Genomic DNA, 17,462 nt, shown 5'->3' with positions numbered 1-17,462 from the left:
CCGGGTCAGGCCTCGAGGGCCTCGGTGAGCAGCGCGACCAGGGCCGAGAGCTGCACGTCGACCGAGTCGACGACCTCGGAGTCGTCGCCGTCGAGCGCGCGGGCGGCGAGGCCGGCCTTGCTGTCGATCAGCTCGGCGATCTTGGTGTCGATCGTCTGCGCCGCGATGACGCGCCACGCCGTGACCGGCTCGGCCTGGCCGATGCGGTGCACGCGGTCGATCGCCTGCGTCTGCTCGGCGTCGGTCCACGACAGCTCGGCCAGCACGACGTTCGAGGCGACCTGGAGGTTCAGGCCGACGCCGGCAGCGGTCAGCGAGCAGACCACGACCTCGACCTCGGGGTCGTTCACGAACGCGTCGATCTGACGTTGGCGGACGGCCGGGGTCTGGTCGCCGCGGATCGACGAGTACTTGATGCCGCGCTTGGCGAAGGTGGCCTCGGCGACGTCCATGACGTCGATGTGCTTGGCGAAGAAGACGACCTTGCCGACGTTGCGGGCGAGCTGCGCCGTGTAGTCGGCCGCGAGGCCGGCCTTGGCCTGGCCGATGCGGCGCACCATGCTGAAGACGTTCTCGCCGGTGCTCGACGCGCTGGCGTCCTCGAGCTCCCACTTGGCGACCTGGCGGACGAGGTCGTGGTCGACGCCCTCGACCCGGACGCCGGAGGTGCGGGTGGTGAGGGCCGTGCGGTACTTCTGCACCATGCGGCGGGCGAGTTCACGCTCGGCGTCGCGGATCGACCGGCCCACCTCGTCGTCGAGCTCGACCGGCAGGTCGGCGATGCGGCGGGCGGGGATGTCGGAGGCGACGTCGACCTTCTTGCGGCGGACGATGCCGAGGTCGATGACGATCTCGCGTGCCGACGAGAAGAACCCCGGGTCGGCCGGCGTGAGGCCGACCTCCTCGAGGCGCTCCATCAGCTCGGCCGCGGGCTTCTTGTCGCCGATCCAGCCCAAGAACTCCCAGATGGCTCGGAAGTCCTCGATGTCGTTGATCAGCGGCGTGCCGGTGAGTGCCATCAGCAGCGGGTGCGCGGTGCGCGACCGGATGCGCTGGGCCAGCTGCAGCACGTGGCGCGACCGCTGGCTCTCTTTGTTCTTGATGAAGTGGGCCTCGTCGACGATCATGCCCTTGAAGCCGAGCTCGCCGAGCCAGCCGACGTGGCGGTCGAGCACCTCGTAGTTCACGATGACGACGTCGGCGAACGCGTCGAGCTTCTCGCCGTCGCCGTGGATCACGGTCGCCGACCGCGTCGGCGTCCACAGCTGGACCTCGCGGGCCCAGTTGGTCTTGACGACGTTCGGCACGACGACGAGCAGCGGGTAGGCGGACGCGGCCTGCGCGGCGAGCAGCGCCTGGGCGGTCTTGCCGAGCCCGGGTTCGTCGGCGAGCAGGTAGGTGCGGTGGCCCTGGCGGGCGGACTCGACGAGCTGGGCCTGGTGGTGCATCAGGGTGGCCCCGGCAGGGGCGTCGACCGTGGTCGGCTCCGGCAGCGGCATGCAGGCGGAACCGCCGCCCGCGCCGTACTCGAACGACTTGAACAGGGGGCCGAAGAGCTCCCAGTTGGCCAGCCGGCGCGGGTGGGCCTCACGCGCGACCTCGGCGAGCGCGAAGTCCGGCGGGAGGAACGGGTTCGCGAGCTGACGCGAGATCACGGACTGCGGCACGACCTGCCGCTCGGAGACCGGGGCCACGGGGGCGGCCTCGGTGACGATGATCTGCTGCTCGGGCTCGAGCTCGAGGCCGGCGGACATCTGCATGTCGCGCTTGAGCGTCTTCGCGGCCTCGCTGACCGTCGCCGCCTCACCGAGCAGGGTGATGAGCGAGGTGTCGCGGGCCGCGGTCTTGGCGAGGATCTGGGCGACGCCGTCGAGGCGCTTCATCTGCTCCGCGCGCTCGGACTCGCTGATCGCCTTGTCGCCCCGGACCCGGGTGCGCTCCTCGCGCATGAGCAGGGCGATCACCTGGAACTTCGTGCGGCTCGAGGGCTTGACCTGGCCGCGTTGGGCCGCGGCCTCGACCTCGCGCACCGCGCGGGCCAGGACGGGGATGAGCCCGTCGTTGTCGACCTCGCGGCGACGGTTCGGACGCTGGGCGGTGCGGGTGCCACCCGATTGACGCTGGCCTGGTCGAGCCAAGGCTCCTCCTCGTGGTCGACGCGGGGCGTCGACGGTGCTGTGCCGCCGTGTCGGCGGCGGGTGCTGCGCGGGACGCCGAGAGGCTCGGCGACCCGGGACGGACGGCGACCGAGACGGTCGCGCCGGGTGCGTGCGGGGCGGGGTGCCGCGCGGTGTACAGCTGTACCGGCTTCGCGACGGGCGGCCTTCGTGGCGGGCAGTCCGACGACGGAGTGCCCCGAAGCCCCGTCACGCCGAGGTGTCGACTCGCACCGGAGGAGGCGCGGACCGGAGAACACCCGGGCGGTGAAGCTGGGGACAGTTTACGCGTACGCGACGCCGGTACGCCACCAGCGCCTCCCGGTGTTTCGCGGGTCGCGACGGCGGCCCCGCCGCGCCGGCTCAGCCGCGGCGGCGCAGACCGTGCTTCGCGGGCCCCTCGAGCACGGTGCCGTCGGCGGCGAAGCGCGAGCCGTGCAAGGGGCAGTCCCACGAGCGCTCGGCGTCGTTCCAGGTGACGATGCCGACGAGGTGAGGGCAGATCGCCGACACGGTGCAGACCTCTCCGTCGACGGTCGACCGGGCCACCGGGGCGAAGCCACCGGACCGACCGACCTCGCCCTGCCCCTCGGCGGGTGCGACGGCGACCAGGCGGCTATTCATGGCACCCGCCCAGCCCTTGGCGGCCCACCAGGCGTCGGCCGCGTTGATGCCGATGCCCGACGCGATCGCGATCGGCGTGGTGACGCGCTTGTGCAGCGTGGTCATCCAGGGCTGCGGGTCGCCGAGGACGTCGGACACGAGCGTCATCGCCGCCTGGACGGCGTTGGTCAGGCCCCAGTGCTCGTAGCCGGTGGCGAGGTAGATGCGGCCGCGGCCGCGGGGCAGCCAGCCGACGAACGGCACGTGGTGCGGCGTCCCGTAGTCCTGACCGCTCCACGAGTGGGTCAGGCGGGCTCCGGGCCAGTGCCGCGTCGACCAGTCGACGAGGTCGTCGACCAGCGCCGTCGTCGAGGAGGCGCGACCCACCGCGTGACGGTTGCCGCCGGTCACGAGGCGGTCCCCCACCGCGGAGAACGACCGGGTGGGCCCGTCGACCGCCTGGTACATGCCGCCCGGCAGGTCGTCGGCGCCGTCGAAGGCGAGGCCGTAGGAGCGCTCGCTGCGCAGCTTCGCGAAGTACAGGCCGCGGTCGAGCACGGGACTGCCGGTCGTCACGTGCACCCGGCGGCCGCGGACGTCGGGGCCGTCGCTGTGCGTCACCGTCGGGTCCGACGCGTCCACCCCCGTGACGCGCACCCCCTCGACGACGATGCCGCCGAGCGCCCGGACGTCGGCCACGAGCGCGGCGACCGCCTGCATCGGGTCGAACTGCGCCTGGTCGGGCAGTCGCAGGCCGCCGGTCGTGCCGAACGGCAGGTCGAGCCCGAACTCCTTGACGACGGGCAGGCCGGCCCGGCGTGCCACGAGGTACTCGTCGTCGACCGTGGCGATGCCGCCGCGGGTCGTCGAGTAGCTGAACGCGTCACGGCGCTCGACCTCGACCCCGGCCTCGTCGAGGTAGTCGACCATCCAGTCGAACCCGGCCCGGTTGCCGGCGACGTAGGCGTCGACGACGGCCTGGTAGGTGTTCGTGCGGATGCGTTGCAGCTGCTTGCCCTGCAGCAACGACATCGACGCCGTGCCACTGCCGCTGGCGACGCTGCCCACCGAGCGCGCCTCCAGGACGGCGACGCGGTGGCCGCGCCGGGCGAACAGCAGGGCGGTGACCAGGCCGGTCAGGCCGCCGCCGACGATGACGTCGTCGTAGACGGTCTCGGGGTCGACCGTGTCGGTCGTGACGTCGGGCGCGGCGTCGAGCCAGGGTGACGGCATGGGGGCCTCCGGGTGCGCGGATGGGTGCTGCGCGCCACGGTAGGCCGGTCGGGCGTCGCGCGCCTGCCGCCCCTGCCGCTCGGGTCAGGCGGGGCGGGCGAGGGTGCCGGCGGCGGCGCCGATCAGCTGGACGGCCTTGCGGCGGCCCGTCTCGGTGCCGAGCGTCGCCTGGCCGCCCGCGTGGGCGAGCAGTTGCGACGCGACGCCGGGCGCGAGGCGGTCGGCCAGCCCGGGCAGGCGCTCGACCCAGGTGCGCGTCACGTCGTCGGCGAGGCGTTCGCAGGCCCGGGCCTCGGCCTCGTCGCCGTTGCCGCGGTGCCACTGCCCGGTCACGACGAGGTGGGCGACGAGGGCCGCCGCGTCGCGGGCGGGGTGGCCGAGCCCCGCGGTGTCGACGTCGAGCAGCCCCGTCACGCGCCAGGGCTCGGACGGGTGCACGAACAGTTGCTCGAGGTGCAGGTCGCCGTGGATCACGGCCAGGGCGTCCGAGGCCGAGGAGGCGCGGCGTCGGTCGATCTCGTCGTAGAGGCCGTCGATCTCGGCCGCTCGGTCGGGCAGCGCGGCTCGCAGCGTCGCGCGGTGCCAGGCTCCGTGGTCGAGGGCGTCGGACTGGGCCCGCGCGGTCACGTCGACGTGGGCGATGCGCGTGCCCAGGTCGACCATCTGCTCGACGAACCGGGGGTCGTCGGCGAGCTCGACGACGCGCTGACCGGCCGGCACTCCGGGCACGCGTTCGAGCACGAGGAGGCCGTCGGGTCGCGACGCGAGCACGGCGGGCACCGGCAGCCCCTGGGCCCGGAACGCCTCGTGCAGGGCGACGATCGGCCCCACCCGGTCGGGCCGGATGACCTTGAGGAACACCGTCGTCTCGGCCGCGTCGAGCCGGATGACGGCGCGCTTGCCCGGTCGGTACGCCGCCACGCTCAGCCGGGGCTCGGTGACGGTGACGCCGAGGGCCGCCAGCGAGTCGACCACGCGGTCGGGGTAGGTCGCCCCGGCGAGCGCGGGCAGCATCGGGTCGGCGGGGTAGGCCCAGACGGCGAGCAGCTGCCCGGTGCCGGGGTCGCGGGTGAGTACCGACGAGCCGTCGGCGGCGCGTGTGTCGGTGTCGATGAAGGTGAGCACGGTCGAGGTCGCGCCCGAGGCGTCGACCGTGTCGACCTCGTAGCCGTAGAGGAACCCGGCGCCCGAGGGTTCGACCGAGTGGGGTCGGAAGGCGACGACGGTCAGCCCCGAGTTCGCGAACGCGGCGGGGAGGACCTCGGCGGAGTTGGGCCACACGGGGACGCAGTCAACCAGCACCGGGCGTGATCGGCGGGGAGGCGCGGGCGAGGTGACCGATTCGTGACCTGACGCGGGGACGCCACGCACGCCGCGCCTCCCCGTCTACCCTGGGTGTCGTGAAGATCGTCTCGCGCATCCGCCAGACGAAGCGCACGCCCCTGTTGCAGGTCGTGAAGACCAGCGTGGCGGTGATGGCCGCCTGGTTCGCCTCGGTGGCCCTGTTGCAGCAGCCGCTGCCGATCTTCGCGGCGATCGCCGCCCTGCTGGTGGTGCTGCCGAGCGTCAACCAGTCGTTCGTCCGGGGCATCGAGCGCAGTGTCGGCGTGATCGCCGGCGTGTTGATCGCCTACGCCGCGGGCCAGGTGTTCGGCGACGCGACCTGGATCGTGCTCGCCATCGTCGTGGTGAGCCTGCTCGTGGCGTGGGCGTTCCGGCTGACGCCGAGCTCGGCGAACCAGGTGCCGATCTCGGCCATGCTCGTGTTGGCGATCGGTGCGCAGACCCCCGACTACGCCCTCGACCGTGTGCTCGAGACCGTCATCGGTGCCGCGATCGCCCTCGCGATCAACGCCCTGATCGTGCCTCCGGTGGCCCTCGCTCCCGCCCACCTCGCCGTCGGGCGCCTCGCCCGCGACATCGCGTCGGTGCTCGACGAGACGGCCGCGGTCCTCGACGAGCCGGTCGACCGGGCGCGCCTGGCGGCGGGGCTGACGAGGGCCCGCGAGCTGCGGGTCGCCCAGGCCCGGGCGGTGGACGCGATCACGGCCGGAGAAGAGAGCCTGCAGCTCAACCCGCGCGCCAGTCGCAACCGCAGCGTGCTCGAGGCCGACGCGGCCCTGCTGGGTCGGCTGACGGTGCTCGTCAACCGCGTGGTCGGCATGGTGCGCTCGGTGCACGACAACTACGACGCCGGGTTGGCCGACGACCCCGTGGTGCAGCGCATCGCCGAAGACCTGAGGCGGGCGGCCCACGACGTGCGCCTGCTGGCGCGGACGACCGAGGAGGCGCGGCCGGCCGGGCGCGCCTCCTCGGCCACCGACGCCACCGGTGGGCACACCGGCGCGGGCGTCGACGACGGCCCGGCCCTGACCTCGCCGGTCAGCGTGCTGCGCCCCGACCCCGACAACTGGGTGCTGGTCGGCTCGTTGCTCGAAGACCTGAGACGCGTGCGCGAAGAGATCATCGGGTAGCATCCGACGATGCGACGGGGCCGGGCGACAGGGGTGGCCGCCAGCCCGCCGATCGGCTACGCGCCGTTCGGGCTCGTCACCGATCCGGCGCGACTCGACCTCGTCCGCGAGACGGTCGTCACCTCGCACGGCACCACCGTCGTGCACCACGCCCCGCCCGGCGGTCGGTCCGGTCGTCACCGCGCGACCGTCATGCTGCACGGGGCGGCGGGCTCGTGGACGACGTGGACGCCCCTGCTGCTCGCGGCCCGCGAGGCGGCGGCGGTCGTGACCCGCCCGGTGCTGATCGACCTGCCCGGCTGGGGCGACTCGCCCGAACCCGACCCGGGGCTCGACGTCGCGTCGGCCGCGGCGGTCGTGGTCGAGGTGGCCGAGGTCCTCGGGGTGACCGAGTTCGACCTGGTGGGCCACTCGATGGGCGCGTTCATCGCCCTGCACCTCGCGGCCACCCGCCCCGACCTCGTCCTCAGCGTCTCGGTCGTGTCGGCCACCTCGTTCTCGGCGATCGACGCCGTCTCGCACCCGGTGCGCGGTCTCGTCGCGTTGCCGGCCTTCACGCTGCTGCGCGCCGGGTTCGGGCTGCTGCCCCGCGCCTCCGTGAGGTTGCTGCGCGGCGCCGCGCGCATCGGCCTGCTGCGCCCGCTCTCGTCGCCGGTGTTCCGCCACGTCGAACGCGTCCCGCGCTCGGTGCTCGAGGCGTTCGTCGCCGAGCTGCGACCCCGGGGGTTCCTCGCGGCGTCACGCTCGGGACGCGACTACGACGCGACGCGCTGGCGCGGCATCGACTGCGACGTGGCGGCGGTGGGCGGTGCCGACGACGTGTTCGCCCGCCCCTCCGACCTCGACCGCCTCTCGACGGTGGTGCGCCACGCCCGCACGACGCTGCTCGACGACTGCGGCCACTTCGCCCACGTCGAACGACCGCACGAGACCCTGAGGGCGTTGGGCTGGGTCGAGGGCTAGGAGCGGCCGGCCCCGTCGCGCGGGCGCGACCCGGCACCGCTCTCGACCTCGCGGACGATCATCGCGACGCAGCGCGCGTGGCCGAGCGGGCGGAAGTGGCCGTCGACGGGGAACTCGAGGTTGACCGCCCCGGGCAGCACGCTGCCCTCGGTGACGTGGGCGTCGAACCGCGACGCCATCGACGTGATCGTGCGGTTCGCCTCGAGCTGCTCTGCGAGCCGGAGCAGGTCGGCGTCTCGCGGCGCGAAGACCCGCAGCGCCTTGTTCGGCAGGACCGTCGACCACCGGGTGCCGGAGAAGGGACTGTTCACGGCGACCATCCGGGCGATGCGCCCCTCGCGGTCGGTCGACACCATCATCGTCTTGCCGACCAGTCCGCCCTTGCTGTGCGCGAGGACGACGACGTCACGCAGGTCGTGCGCGTCGAGGATGCGCTGGGCGACCTCGGCCGTCGCGGCGATCGGTCGACGGTTGTGCCCCAGGCCCGGCACGACGACGACCGGGTGGCCCAGGTCGTTCAGGCGGTCGGCGACCGGGCGGAGGAACCGCCAGGTCTCGTAGACGCCCGGCAGCAACAGCACCGGCTCGCGGTCGCCGTCACGGTAGCGCCGTGGCACGACCCGGCCGGAGCGGGTCACGAGGTGGACCCACCAGACGAAGCGGTAGTCCAGGACGAGCGTCCGGACGAACCGCCAGAGGCCGACCCGGCGGCGGCCGTGCCCGCGTGACGGCGTGGAGTCCATCCCGTCAGGCTAGGCGGACGGGGCCGACGGCGTCCGCGTCGTCAGGCAGCCGTCTCGACGAGCGGGACCTCGCCCCAGGGCTCGCCCTCGGGCCAGGCGATCGACTCCACCGCGGCCCTGGCCATCTCGAGGGTGAGGTCCCACCGGCCACAGATCGACGCCCACGGGGGCGGGAAGTCCACCGCGTCGTCGAGCAGTGCCAGGGCCAGCTCGCCGAGGCCCGCCCGAGCCGCCGCGCTGGCCGCGTCGGGCAGCGTGTCGGAGAGGCCGTGGACGACCCGCACGCGGTGGGCGAAGTCCATCTGCTCGATGTCGTCGAACGCCCCCCAGGCGCTCTCGATCTCGCGTCGCAGCCGGGTGATCTCCGCCGCGTCGAAACCGCGACGGTCGGCGCGTCCGGGTACCGCTCGTGCCATGTCAGCCCCCCTCAGAGCATGGCCACGGATCGGGTACCCGCGGCCGGGCGTCGGCGATCGGCGCCGATCCAGCCGAACATACCATCCGGTACGGTCCGGCCTCCAGGGCCGACCGTCACGACTCGATCACGGCTGTCCCCCGAAGGCTGAGCCGCCGCCCGGGCCCGCGGTCTACCGTCCACGACGCACCTACCGGTGCGACGACTCCGCACGACACCCACGACGAACGGGAGACATCATGTTCCAGGGATCCGACCAACTCCGCGACAACATGCAGAAGGTCCTCGTCGACCTCATCGAACTGCACGTCCAGGGCAAGCAGGCGCACTGGAACCTGCTCGGCTCGAACTTCCGCGACCTCCACCTGCAGCTCGACGAGATCGTCGACGCCGCCCGCGAGTTCAGCGACGAGGTGGCCGAGCGCATGCGTGCCGTCTACCTGATCCCCGACGGCCGCACCTCGACCGTCACCCGCGAGACCAGCCTGCCCGAGTTCCCCGAGGGCCCCGTCGAGACCACCGCGGTGGTCGACCTGATCGTCGACCGCATGTACGCCGTCACCGGCACCATGCGCACGGTCCACGACGACGTCGACGACGAGGACCCCACGACCGCCGACGTGCTGCACAGCATCCTCGAGCGCCTCGAGCAGCTCGCCTGGATGACCGGTGCCGAGAACCGCCACCCCGAGAAGGACGCCCGCCAGGACGCCACGCGTCAGCGTGACGAGGACGCCGCGGCCGAGGGCCTCGACCGCGTCGGCGCCGTCGCCAACTGACCCCACCACCTCACCAGGGCACCGTCCGAGGCCGCGCGACCCGCGCCTCCCGGGCGGTGCCCTCTCTCGTCGAAGGGACGACCCCATGACCGAATCGTTCGACCACGTCATCGTCGGCGGCGGCATGACCGCCGACGCCGCCGCGAAGGCGATCCACGAGACCACCCCCGACGCGACGGTGCTGATCGTCAGCGCCGAGGTCGACGCGCCGTACACGCGCCCCGCACTGTCGAAGAAGCTCTGGACCGACCCCGACTACACCGAGGCCGACAACGACCTCGGCACGGTGGCCGACTCGGGTGCCGAGATCCGCCTGCGCACCCTCGTCGAGTCGATCGACCGTGAGGCGCGCACGGTCACCACGAGCGACGGCGACGTCATCGGCTACGGCGCGCTGCTGCTCGCCACCGGCGGCAGCCCCACAGCCCTAGACCTGCCCGACGACGAACGCGTCGTGTACTTCCGCACCGCCGAGGACTACCGGCGGCTGCGGTCGCTCTCGGGGTCGGGTCGCCACGTCGCCGTCGTGGGCGGCAGCTACATCGGCACCGAGCTCGCCGCCGCGCTCGTGCAGAACGACACCCGCGTGACGCTGGTCTTCCCCGACGACGTGCTCGGCGCGTCGGTGTTCCCCGCGTCGATCGCGTCGACGTTCGAGAAGGCCTTCGAGGAGGCGCGGGTCGAGCTGGCCCGCGGACGTCGCGTCGAGAGCGGCACGGCCGACGACGCCGGCGTGCACCTGCGACTCGACGACGGCTCGACGCTGGACGCCGACGCGGTCGTCGTCGGCCTCGGCATCTCGGTGGACGACCACCTCGCGGCCGACTCGGGCCTGGCGACCGACGACGGCATCGTCGTCGACGAGCACCTGCGGACGAGCGACCCGAACGTGTTCGCCGCCGGCGACGTCGCGTCGTACCCCGACGCGATCCTCGGTCGTCGCCGCGTCGAGCACGTCGACAACGCCAAGTCGCAGGGCCCCGTCGTCGGTCGCAACATGACCGGCGCCGACGAGGTCTACGACCACACGCCGTACTACTACTCGAAGGTGTTCGACATCTCGTACGAGGCCGTCGGCACGCTCGACGCCTCGCTCGAGACGGTCGTCGACGAGAAGGACGGCGACCGCGCGGTCGCCTACTACCTCGGCGAGGGCGGGACGGTCGAGGGCGTGCTGCTCTGGAACGTCGAGGAGGCCCGCGACGCGGCCCGCGCCGTCGTCGCGGCAGGCGCCGTGCCGCGCGACGAGCTGGTGGGACGCATCTGACGCCCTGCCGGCACCGACACGACGACGCCCGCCCGATCACGTGATCGGGCGGGCGTCGTCGTCTCGGTCGTGGTCGGGCTCGTGATCGTGGTCGTGGTCCTCCAGGCATCGTGCCCTGACGGCGCGAGCCTCAGCCGAACAGGAACGGCGGGCGGGCGGCCCGGTCGAGCTCGAGCGCGAAGATGCCGCCGCTGAGCGGGAACTCCTCGAGCTGCTCGTCGCTCAGCCCCTCGCGGGCCGACAGCACGAACAGCGTCCGCAGGTCGTCGCCGCCGAACCCGATGCCGGTGAGGTTCGGCACGGGGAAGGCGATCTCGTCGACCAGGCCCCCGTCGGCGTCGAGGTGCACGACCGTGCCCTCGCCGTAGATCGCGCCCCAGAACTCGCCGCGTTCGTCGCGGGCCAGGCCGTCGTGGGCGCCCTGCGACGAGAACGGCACGAGCTCGCCGAGGGTCCCCTCGGCATCCCACGAGGCCCGGTAGATCGTGTCGTCACCGGTGTCGGCGAGGTAGATCTCGCTGCCGTCGTCGTTCCACTCGAAGCCGTTGGTCGTGGCGAAGTCGTCTCGCAGCTGGGTGAGCGTGCCGTCGGGTGCGACGCGGTAGAGGCCGGCGACGGGGCTGCCCTCGGGGTCGGTGGCGCCGACGACGAAGGCGCCGAACGGGTCGCACTTGCCCTCGTTCAGCCGCAGGCGCTCGTCCGCGTGGTCGACCGTGGCGATCGTCCGCTGCTCGGTCCCGTCGTCACGCATGACGACGACCGTGTCGTCGAGGGCCGCGATCAGGCCTCCGCCGCGGCGTCGCTGGAAGCTCGGCAGCGGCGGGTCGACGAGGACCGTCGTGTCGCGCGTGCCGTCGGCCGAGGTGCGGTGCAGCAGGCCGTTCGTGATGTCGGTCCAGACGAGTTCGTGGGCGTCGACGTCCCAGACGGGGCTCTCGCCGAGCGTGGCCCTGGCGTCGAGGAAGAGTCGGGGTTCGGACGTGGTTCCGGTCGGTAGGGACATCCACCAGGTCTACGCGCCCGGCATGTCCGGCCGCTCCACGCCTCGCCCCCAGGGGTACGGTGGCGGCCCCCTTGCACACAGAACACTGCGAGGGGCGGACACCAGGAGGCGCGACGGGCCACCGTAGGACGGGTGACGGACACCCTCGAGACCACCGACGACACCCAGGCCGACCACCACGGCGCGACGACCGGCGCCGCCGGCGAATGGCACCGGCCCGACCCGCGTGACGACGGCTACGTGCCGCTGCGGTCGTACGGCGCCATCGGCGACGGCCGCACCGTCGCCCTCATCGCCCGCGACGGCCAGATCGACTGGCTGCCCATGCCCGACATGGACAGCGACCCCGTCTTCTCGGGCATCGTCGACTCGGGCAAGGGCGGCCGCATCGAACTGCGGCCCGTCGACGACGACTTCGAGGTGCAGCGCGAATACGTCGTGAACACCAACGTGCTCGTGACGCGGTTCCGCACCTCCTCGGGCGTGGTGCAGATCACGGACGCCCTGGTCACGGGCATCGCGGGGCGCCTCCCCTGGGCCGAGCTCGCCCGACGCGTCGAGGGCGTCTCGGGCTCCGTCGACATGCGCTGGGCCGTGATCCCGGGCAACACCTTCGGCACGCACCCCATCCGCCGGGTCGAGACGTTGCACGGCCCCGTGCTGCGGGCCGCCGACATCAACCTCGCGCTCGTCGGCTTCGAGCACGGTCGCCTCGACTCCATCGAGCCGGGCGACGGCGAGGCCCACGGCGGGCCGCACCGCTTCTGGGGCGAGTTCACCACGCACGAGGGCTCGCGCTCGCTGATCTGCCTCTGCGGCGTCGACGACGAGCCGCTGCACCTCCCCGACCCGCACGTCGTCGACCAGGGCATCGACCGCACGGTGCGCAACTGGCAGACCTGGTCCGACGAGTTCAACTGGGAGGGCCGGTGGTCCGACGCCGTGCAACGCAGCGCCCTGGCCCTCAAGCTCTTGATCTTCAGCCCGACGGGTGCGATCGCGGCTGCGGCGACCGCGGCCCTGCCCGAGAACTTCACCGGCGACAAGAACTGGGACTACCGCTTCGCCTGGGTCCGCGACCTGGCCTACACGGTCAACGCGCTGGTCCGCTTCGGCCTGCGCGAAGAGACCCAGGCCGCGGTGTCGTGGCTGCTGTCGGCGCTCAAGGCCAACGGCCGCACGATGCACATCTTCTTGAACCTCGACGGCACGGTGCCCGACGGCACGCACGAGACCGGCTCCGAGGGCTGGCGGGGCATCGGCCCGGTCTACAAGGGCAACCCGGCGGGCGAGCAGCTGCAGCTCGGCACCTACGCCGACATCCTGGCGATCATGAGCCAGTACGCCGCCGACGGCAACATCCTCGACGAGTCGACCGGCGACCTGCTGGCCGGCTTCGCCGACGACGCCTGCCGTCGCTGGCAGGAGAAGGACTCGGGCATGTGGGAGCTCGGCGACGAGCAGCACTACGTGAGCAGCAAGATGGGCTGCTGGCAGGCCATCGACGCCGCCCTGCACCTGACCGAGGTCGGCCAGATGCACCCCGACCCCGACGACGTCGAGTTCTGGAAGAAGAACCGCGACCTGATCGTCGACTGGGTCGCCGAGCAGGGCTGGAACGACGAGGTGGGCTCGTACGTCATGTACCCGGGCAGCGAGAAGCTCGACGCCTCGGTGCTGCTGCACGCCCCGAGCGGGTTCGACCGCGGCGAGCGCATGTCGAGCACCATCGACGCCATCCGGCGCGAGCTCGGCGCCGGCCCCCTCGTGTTCCGCTACAGCGAGGTCGACCAGGAGGAAGGCACGTTCGTGGCCTGCGCCTTCTGGCTCGCCAGCGCCCTGGCCTGCGTGGGCCGGCAAGACGAGGCGGTCGAGCTGATGGACGAGCTCGTCCGGCAGCCGAACGACCTCGGCCTGCTGACCGAGATGATCAGCGCCGACGACGGGCAGTTCCTCGGCAACCTGCCCCAGGGCCTCAGCCACCTCGCGCTCGTCAACGCGGCGATCACCATCGACGAGATGGGCCGCGAGGGCACGACCGACGATCTCGAGGGCCAGTGAGCGAGCACGGGACGGCCCCCGCAGAGCCGACGACCGACGACGACCTCCCCCTCGTCGACGCCTGGTGGCGCGCGGCGAACTACCTGACCGTCGGTCAGATCTACCTGATGGAGAACGCGCTGCTCACGCGGCCGATCCGGCGAGACGACGTCAAGCCGCGCCTCCTGGGGCACTGGGGCACGTCCCCCGCGTTGAGCTTCGTCTACGCCCACCTGAACCGGGTGATCCGGCGCGACGATCGTGACCTGCTCTACGTCTGCGGCCCGGGGCACGGTGGTCCGGCCATGGTCGCCAACACCTACCTCGAGGGCACCTACAGCGAGCTGTTCCCCGACGTGACGCAGGACGCCGCGGGGATGCAGAAGCTGTTCAAGCAGTTCTCGTTCCCCGGGGGCATCCCGTCGCACGCGGCCCCCGAGACCCCGGGCTCGATCAACGAGGGCGGAGAGCTCGGCTACTCGCTGAGCCACGCCTACGGCGCCGTGCTCGACGATCCCGACCTGGTCGCGGTGTGCGTCATCGGCGACGGCGAGGCCGAGACCGGCCCGCTGGCGACGAGCTGGCACGCGAACAAGCTGCTCGACGCCCGGCACGACGGGGCGGTCCTGCCGATCCTCAACCTCAACGGCTACAAGATCGCCAACCCGACGGTGCTGTCGCGCATCCCGGAGTCCGAGCTGCTCGACCTGATGCGCGGCTACGGGTACGAGCCGCTGGTGGTCGCAGGAGGCTTCGACGGCGAAGACCCCATGCGTGTGCACGAGCGCATGGCGACGGCCCTCGACCAGGCGTTCGCGCGCATCGACGAGCTGCAGCGAGAGGCCCGGGCCGCCGGCGCCGAGGGCGAGCAGCCGCGCTGGCCCATGATCGTGCTGCGCACCCCCAAGGGCTGGACCGGGCCGAAGGTCGTCGACGGTCTGCGCATCGAAGGCACCTGGCGGGCGCACCAGGTGCCGCTCAGCGGGGTCCGCGACGACGACGCGCACCGCGCCCAGCTCGACGACTGGATGCGCTCGTACGGTGCCGACGACCTCTTCGACGAGGCGGGGCGACCCGTGGCGTGGCTCGATGGGCTGCGACCGCGCGGCGAGAAGCGCATGAGCGCCATCCCGGCGTCGAACGGCGGTCTCGTCCGGCGTGACCTGTCCCTGACGGACTACCGGGCGCACGCGGTCGAGACGTCGGACGACCGGCGCACCCAGGCCGAGGCCACCCGCGTGCTCGGCCGGTGGCTCGCCGACATCGTGCGCGACAACCCGTCGACGTTCCGGCTCTTCGGGCCCGACGAGACGGTGTCGAACCGCCTCGACGGGGTGTTCGACGTGACCGAGCGCGTCTGGTCGGCCGACATCTGGCCCGACGACGAACACGTCGCCCGCAGCGGTCGCGTGATGGAGGTCCTGAGCGAACACCTGCTGCAGGGCCTGATGGAGGGCTATCTGCTGACCGGGCGCCACGGCCTGCTGAACACGTACGAGGCGTTCGTGCACATCGTCGACTCGATGTTCAACCAGCACGCGAAGTGGCTCGAGAGCGCCGACGAGATCGACTGGCGCGCGCCCATCTCGTCGTTCACCTACCTGCTCTCGTCGCACGTCTGGCGGCAGGACCACAACGGGTTCTCCCACCAGGACCCGGGCTTCCTCGACGTCGTCGTCAACAAGCAGGCGCATCTCGTGCGCATCTACCTCGCCCCCGACGCCAACACGCTGCTGGCCGTGGCGGACCACGCGTTCCGGACCACCGACACGGTCAACGTCATCGTCGCGGGCAAGCAGGAGTCACCGGCCTGGCTGTCCCTCGCCGAAGCCGAGGAGCACGTCCGGCGCGGAGCCGGCATCTGGGAGTGGGCCGGCACCGAGGGCACGCCCGTCGACGGCGTCGACCCCGACGTCGTGCTGGCCTGCGCCGGCGACGTGCCGACCCTCGAGACGGTCGCCGCCGCCGACCTGTTGCGCCAGGTGCTGCCGTCGTTGACGACCCGCGTGGTCAACGTCGTCGACCTCATGCGCCTCCAGGACGTGACCGAGCACTCGCACGGCCTCACGAGCGACGACTTCGACGCGCTGTTCACGACCTCGAAGCCGGTCGTCTTCGACTTCCACGGCTACCCGTCGCTCGTGCACCAGCTCACCTACCGGCGCACGAACCACGACAACCTGCACGTGCGGGGCTTCCAGGAGAAGGGCACGACCACGACGCCCTTCGACATGGCCATGCTCAACGACATCGACCGGTACCGCCTGGTGCTCGACGTGCTGCACCGGGTGCCCGGCCTGGCCGACGAGCACCCCGAACTGGTCGCCGACATCGAGTCGCGGCGCGACGCCGCCCGGGCGTACGCCTACGAGCACGGCGAGGACCACCCCGACGTCACGGGCTGGCAGTTCGGCGCCTGAGGCGTGCGACAGGTCGGCCGCCCGGGCGTACGGTCGGGCGCATGACGCCGAAGGACGACACTCCCCCGCAGCTGAAGAATCCCGACATGTACGAGGCCCTCCGTGACGAGGGTGCCTCGAAGGAGAAGGCGGCGCGCATCTCGAACGCCGCCGCGCAGAAGGGCAACAGCGACAAGAAGGTCGCCGCCAAGGGGGGCAGGGCCGGGTCGTACGACGACTGGACCGTCGACGACCTCAAGGCGAGGGCGAAGGAACTCGGCGTCACGGGTTACTCCGACCTGAAGAAGGCCGACCTGATCGAGGCGCTGCGCGAGCACTGAGCGTTCGAGTCGTCAGCTGGCCTTCTTCTTCGGGGCCGCCTTCTTCTTCGGAGCCGACGAGGCGGGCTTCTTCTTCGCAGCGGCACCCGCGCCTCCTGAACCCGACGACGTCGAGGTCGCCGACGTCGAAGCGGTCCTCTTCGCGGCCGGCTTCTTCGCGGCCGACTTCGTCGAACCTGCAGAGACGTTCGTCGACGAGGCGGACGGCTTCTTCGCGGGCTTCCGGTGGCCACCCGACCGGTTCTTCTCGACCGACTGGCGCAGCGCCTCCATCAGGTCGATGACCTCGCCGCCCTCGCCGTCGTCGTCGTCCGGCTTCTCGCCGAAGGTGGCGTCCGTGTCGAGCGACTCGCCCTCCTCCAGCTTGGCGTCGATGAGCTGCCGCAGCTCCTCCTGGTAGTCGTCGCTGAAGTCGGCCGGCTCGAAGTCGTCGCTCAGCGAGTCGACGAGCGACGACGACATGTCGAGCTCCTTGTCGCTGATGCGGGTCTGCTTCTCGAGGGCCGGGAACCTCGCCTCGCGCACCTCGTCGTCCCAGAGCAGCGTCTGCAGCATGAGCACGTCGCCGCGCACCCGCAGGGCGGCGAGGCGGGTCTTCTGCCGGAGGGAGAAATGCACGATCGCGGTCCGGTCGGTCTCCTCGAGGGTGCGGCGCAGCAGGACGTACGCCTTGGGCGAGGTGCCGTCCGGTTCGAGGAAGTAGCTGCGGTCGAGCATGATCGGGTCGATCTGGTCGGTCGGCACGAACTCGAGCACGTCGATCTCGCGAGAGCGCTCCTCGGGCAGCGACTTGAGGTCGTCGCCGGTGATCACCACGGTGCGGTCGCCGTCGTCGTAGGCCTTGTCGATGTGCTCGTAGTCGACGACCTTGCCGCAGATCTCGCACTTCCGTTGGTAGCGGATGCGCCCGCCGTCGGCGTCGTGCACCTGGTGCAGCGACACGTCGTGGTCCTCGGTGGCGCTGTACAGCTTGACGGGCACGTTGACGAGCCCGAACGTGATCGCGCCCTTCCAGATCGATCGCATGACGCTCATCTTTCTCCGCG

Annotated in this window: 14 protein-coding genes; 7 read left to right on the top strand and 7 right to left on the bottom strand. The window is 72.1% G+C overall.

Annotated features, from left to right (window positions below; translation table 11 throughout):
• Positions 1–5 precede the first annotated feature (5 nt).
• From ITJ55_RS11830 to ITJ55_RS11820, 3 genes are all read right to left on the bottom strand, one after another.
• The gene (locus tag ITJ55_RS11830; RefSeq protein ID WP_194595492.1) at positions 6–2,138 is read right to left on the bottom strand and encodes a DEAD/DEAH box helicase; all 2,133 of its coding nucleotides are present in this window, start codon (positions 2,136–2,138) and stop codon (positions 6–8) included.
• 381 nt (positions 2,139–2,519) lie between these two features.
• Positions 2,520–3,992, bottom strand: coding sequence for an FAD-dependent oxidoreductase (locus ITJ55_RS11825; RefSeq protein WP_194595491.1), 1,473 nt, complete (start codon positions 3,990–3,992; stop codon positions 2,520–2,522).
• Positions 3,993–4,076: 84 nt separating this feature from the next.
• Complete coding sequence (locus tag ITJ55_RS11820; protein ID WP_194595490.1) at positions 4,077–5,273, bottom strand: aminoglycoside phosphotransferase family protein; 1,197 nt, start codon at positions 5,271–5,273, stop codon at positions 4,077–4,079.
• Positions 5,274–5,392: 119 nt separating this feature from the next.
• Between ITJ55_RS11820 and ITJ55_RS11815 the strand changes: the two genes are divergently transcribed.
• On the top strand, positions 5,393–6,466 hold the full coding sequence (locus ITJ55_RS11815) for an FUSC family protein (RefSeq protein ID WP_194595489.1): 1,074 nt from the start codon (positions 5,393–5,395) through the stop codon (positions 6,464–6,466).
• A gap of 9 nt (positions 6,467–6,475) precedes the next feature.
• Positions 6,476–7,429 (top strand): alpha/beta fold hydrolase, encoded by a 954-nt coding sequence (locus ITJ55_RS11810; RefSeq protein WP_194595488.1) that lies wholly within the window; start codon positions 6,476–6,478, stop codon positions 7,427–7,429.
• Here the strand turns inward: ITJ55_RS11810 and ITJ55_RS11805 are convergent.
• Both ITJ55_RS11805 and ITJ55_RS11800 read right to left on the bottom strand, forming a co-directional pair.
• Positions 7,426–8,172 (bottom strand): triacylglycerol lipase, encoded by a 747-nt coding sequence (locus ITJ55_RS11805; RefSeq protein WP_194595487.1) that lies wholly within the window; start codon positions 8,170–8,172, stop codon positions 7,426–7,428. The genes ITJ55_RS11810 and ITJ55_RS11805 overlap by 4 nt on opposite strands.
• Positions 8,173–8,213: 41 nt before the next feature.
• Positions 8,214–8,588 (bottom strand): hypothetical protein, encoded by a 375-nt coding sequence (locus ITJ55_RS11800; RefSeq protein ID WP_194595486.1) that lies wholly within the window; start codon positions 8,586–8,588, stop codon positions 8,214–8,216.
• 238 nt (positions 8,589–8,826) lie between these two features.
• On the opposite strand from ITJ55_RS11800, the gene ITJ55_RS11795 reads away from it, so the two are divergent.
• Both ITJ55_RS11795 and ITJ55_RS11790 read left to right on the top strand, forming a co-directional pair.
• Positions 8,827–9,366 carry a Dps family protein gene (locus ITJ55_RS11795; protein ID WP_194595485.1) on the top strand — a complete coding sequence of 180 codons (540 nt, stop codon included), beginning with the start codon at positions 8,827–8,829 and terminating at the stop codon, positions 9,364–9,366.
• Positions 9,367–9,451: 85 nt separating this feature from the next.
• The gene (locus ITJ55_RS11790) at positions 9,452–10,633 is read left to right on the top strand and encodes an NAD(P)/FAD-dependent oxidoreductase (protein ID WP_194595484.1); all 1,182 of its coding nucleotides are present in this window, start codon (positions 9,452–9,454) and stop codon (positions 10,631–10,633) included.
• Between the two features lie 130 nt (positions 10,634–10,763).
• Here the strand turns inward: ITJ55_RS11790 and ITJ55_RS11785 are convergent, their stop codons facing one another.
• Complete coding sequence (locus ITJ55_RS11785) at positions 10,764–11,636, bottom strand: SMP-30/gluconolactonase/LRE family protein (RefSeq protein WP_194595483.1); 873 nt, start codon at positions 11,634–11,636, stop codon at positions 10,764–10,766.
• Between the two features lie 240 nt (positions 11,637–11,876).
• On the opposite strand from ITJ55_RS11785, the gene ITJ55_RS11780 reads away from it, so the two are divergent.
• From ITJ55_RS11780 to ITJ55_RS11770, 3 genes are read left to right on the top strand one after another with little or no spacing between them, the layout of a single operon-like run.
• The gene (locus tag ITJ55_RS11780; protein WP_370544155.1) at positions 11,877–13,697 is read left to right on the top strand and encodes a glycoside hydrolase family 15 protein; all 1,821 of its coding nucleotides are present in this window, start codon (positions 11,877–11,879) and stop codon (positions 13,695–13,697) included.
• Positions 13,694–16,096, top strand: a complete 2,403-nt coding sequence (locus ITJ55_RS11775; RefSeq protein ID WP_194595481.1) for a phosphoketolase family protein — start codon at positions 13,694–13,696, stop codon at positions 16,094–16,096. Before ITJ55_RS11780 ends, ITJ55_RS11775 begins: the two co-directional genes overlap by 4 nt.
• Positions 16,097–16,137: 41 nt before the next feature.
• Positions 16,138–16,416 (top strand): Rho termination factor N-terminal domain-containing protein, encoded by a 279-nt coding sequence (locus ITJ55_RS11770; protein ID WP_194595480.1) that lies wholly within the window; start codon positions 16,138–16,140, stop codon positions 16,414–16,416.
• Positions 16,417–16,428: 12 nt separating this feature from the next.
• Here ITJ55_RS11770 and ITJ55_RS11765 read toward each other — a convergent pair whose 3' ends face one another.
• Positions 16,429–17,442 (bottom strand): Ku protein, encoded by a 1,014-nt coding sequence (locus ITJ55_RS11765; protein ID WP_194595478.1) that lies wholly within the window; start codon positions 17,440–17,442, stop codon positions 16,429–16,431.
• Between the last annotated feature and the right edge of the window lie 20 nt (positions 17,443–17,462).

The sequence above is a fragment of the Frigoribacterium sp. VKM Ac-1396 genome (genome assembly GCF_015350895.1).
GTDB lineage: Bacteria > Actinomycetota > Actinomycetes > Actinomycetales > Microbacteriaceae > Frigoribacterium.
Note: the sequence above shows the minus strand (reverse complement) of the source record. Positions and strands in the feature narration are given on the sequence as shown.

Coding starts and splice junctions, on each gene's coding strand:
- ITJ55_RS11805 (WP_194595487.1), bottom strand. CDS start 8,172: ATGGACTCCACGCCGTCACGCGGGCACGGCCGCCGCCGGGTCGGCCTC.
- ITJ55_RS11785 (WP_194595483.1), bottom strand. CDS start 11,636: ATGTCCCTACCGACCGGAACCACGTCCGAACCCCGACTCTTCCTCGAC.
- ITJ55_RS11810 (WP_194595488.1), top strand. CDS start 6,476: ATGCGACGGGGCCGGGCGACAGGGGTGGCCGCCAGCCCGCCGATCGGC.
- ITJ55_RS11765 (WP_194595478.1), bottom strand. CDS start 17,442: ATGCGATCGATCTGGAAGGGCGCGATCACGTTCGGGCTCGTCAACGTG.
- ITJ55_RS11825 (WP_194595491.1), bottom strand. CDS start 3,992: ATGCCGTCACCCTGGCTCGACGCCGCGCCCGACGTCACGACCGACACG.
- ITJ55_RS11795 (WP_194595485.1), top strand. CDS start 8,827: ATGTTCCAGGGATCCGACCAACTCCGCGACAACATGCAGAAGGTCCTC.
- ITJ55_RS11790 (WP_194595484.1), top strand. CDS start 9,452: ATGACCGAATCGTTCGACCACGTCATCGTCGGCGGCGGCATGACCGCC.
- ITJ55_RS11770 (WP_194595480.1), top strand. CDS start 16,138: ATGACGCCGAAGGACGACACTCCCCCGCAGCTGAAGAATCCCGACATG.
- ITJ55_RS11800 (WP_194595486.1), bottom strand. CDS start 8,588: ATGGCACGAGCGGTACCCGGACGCGCCGACCGTCGCGGTTTCGACGCG.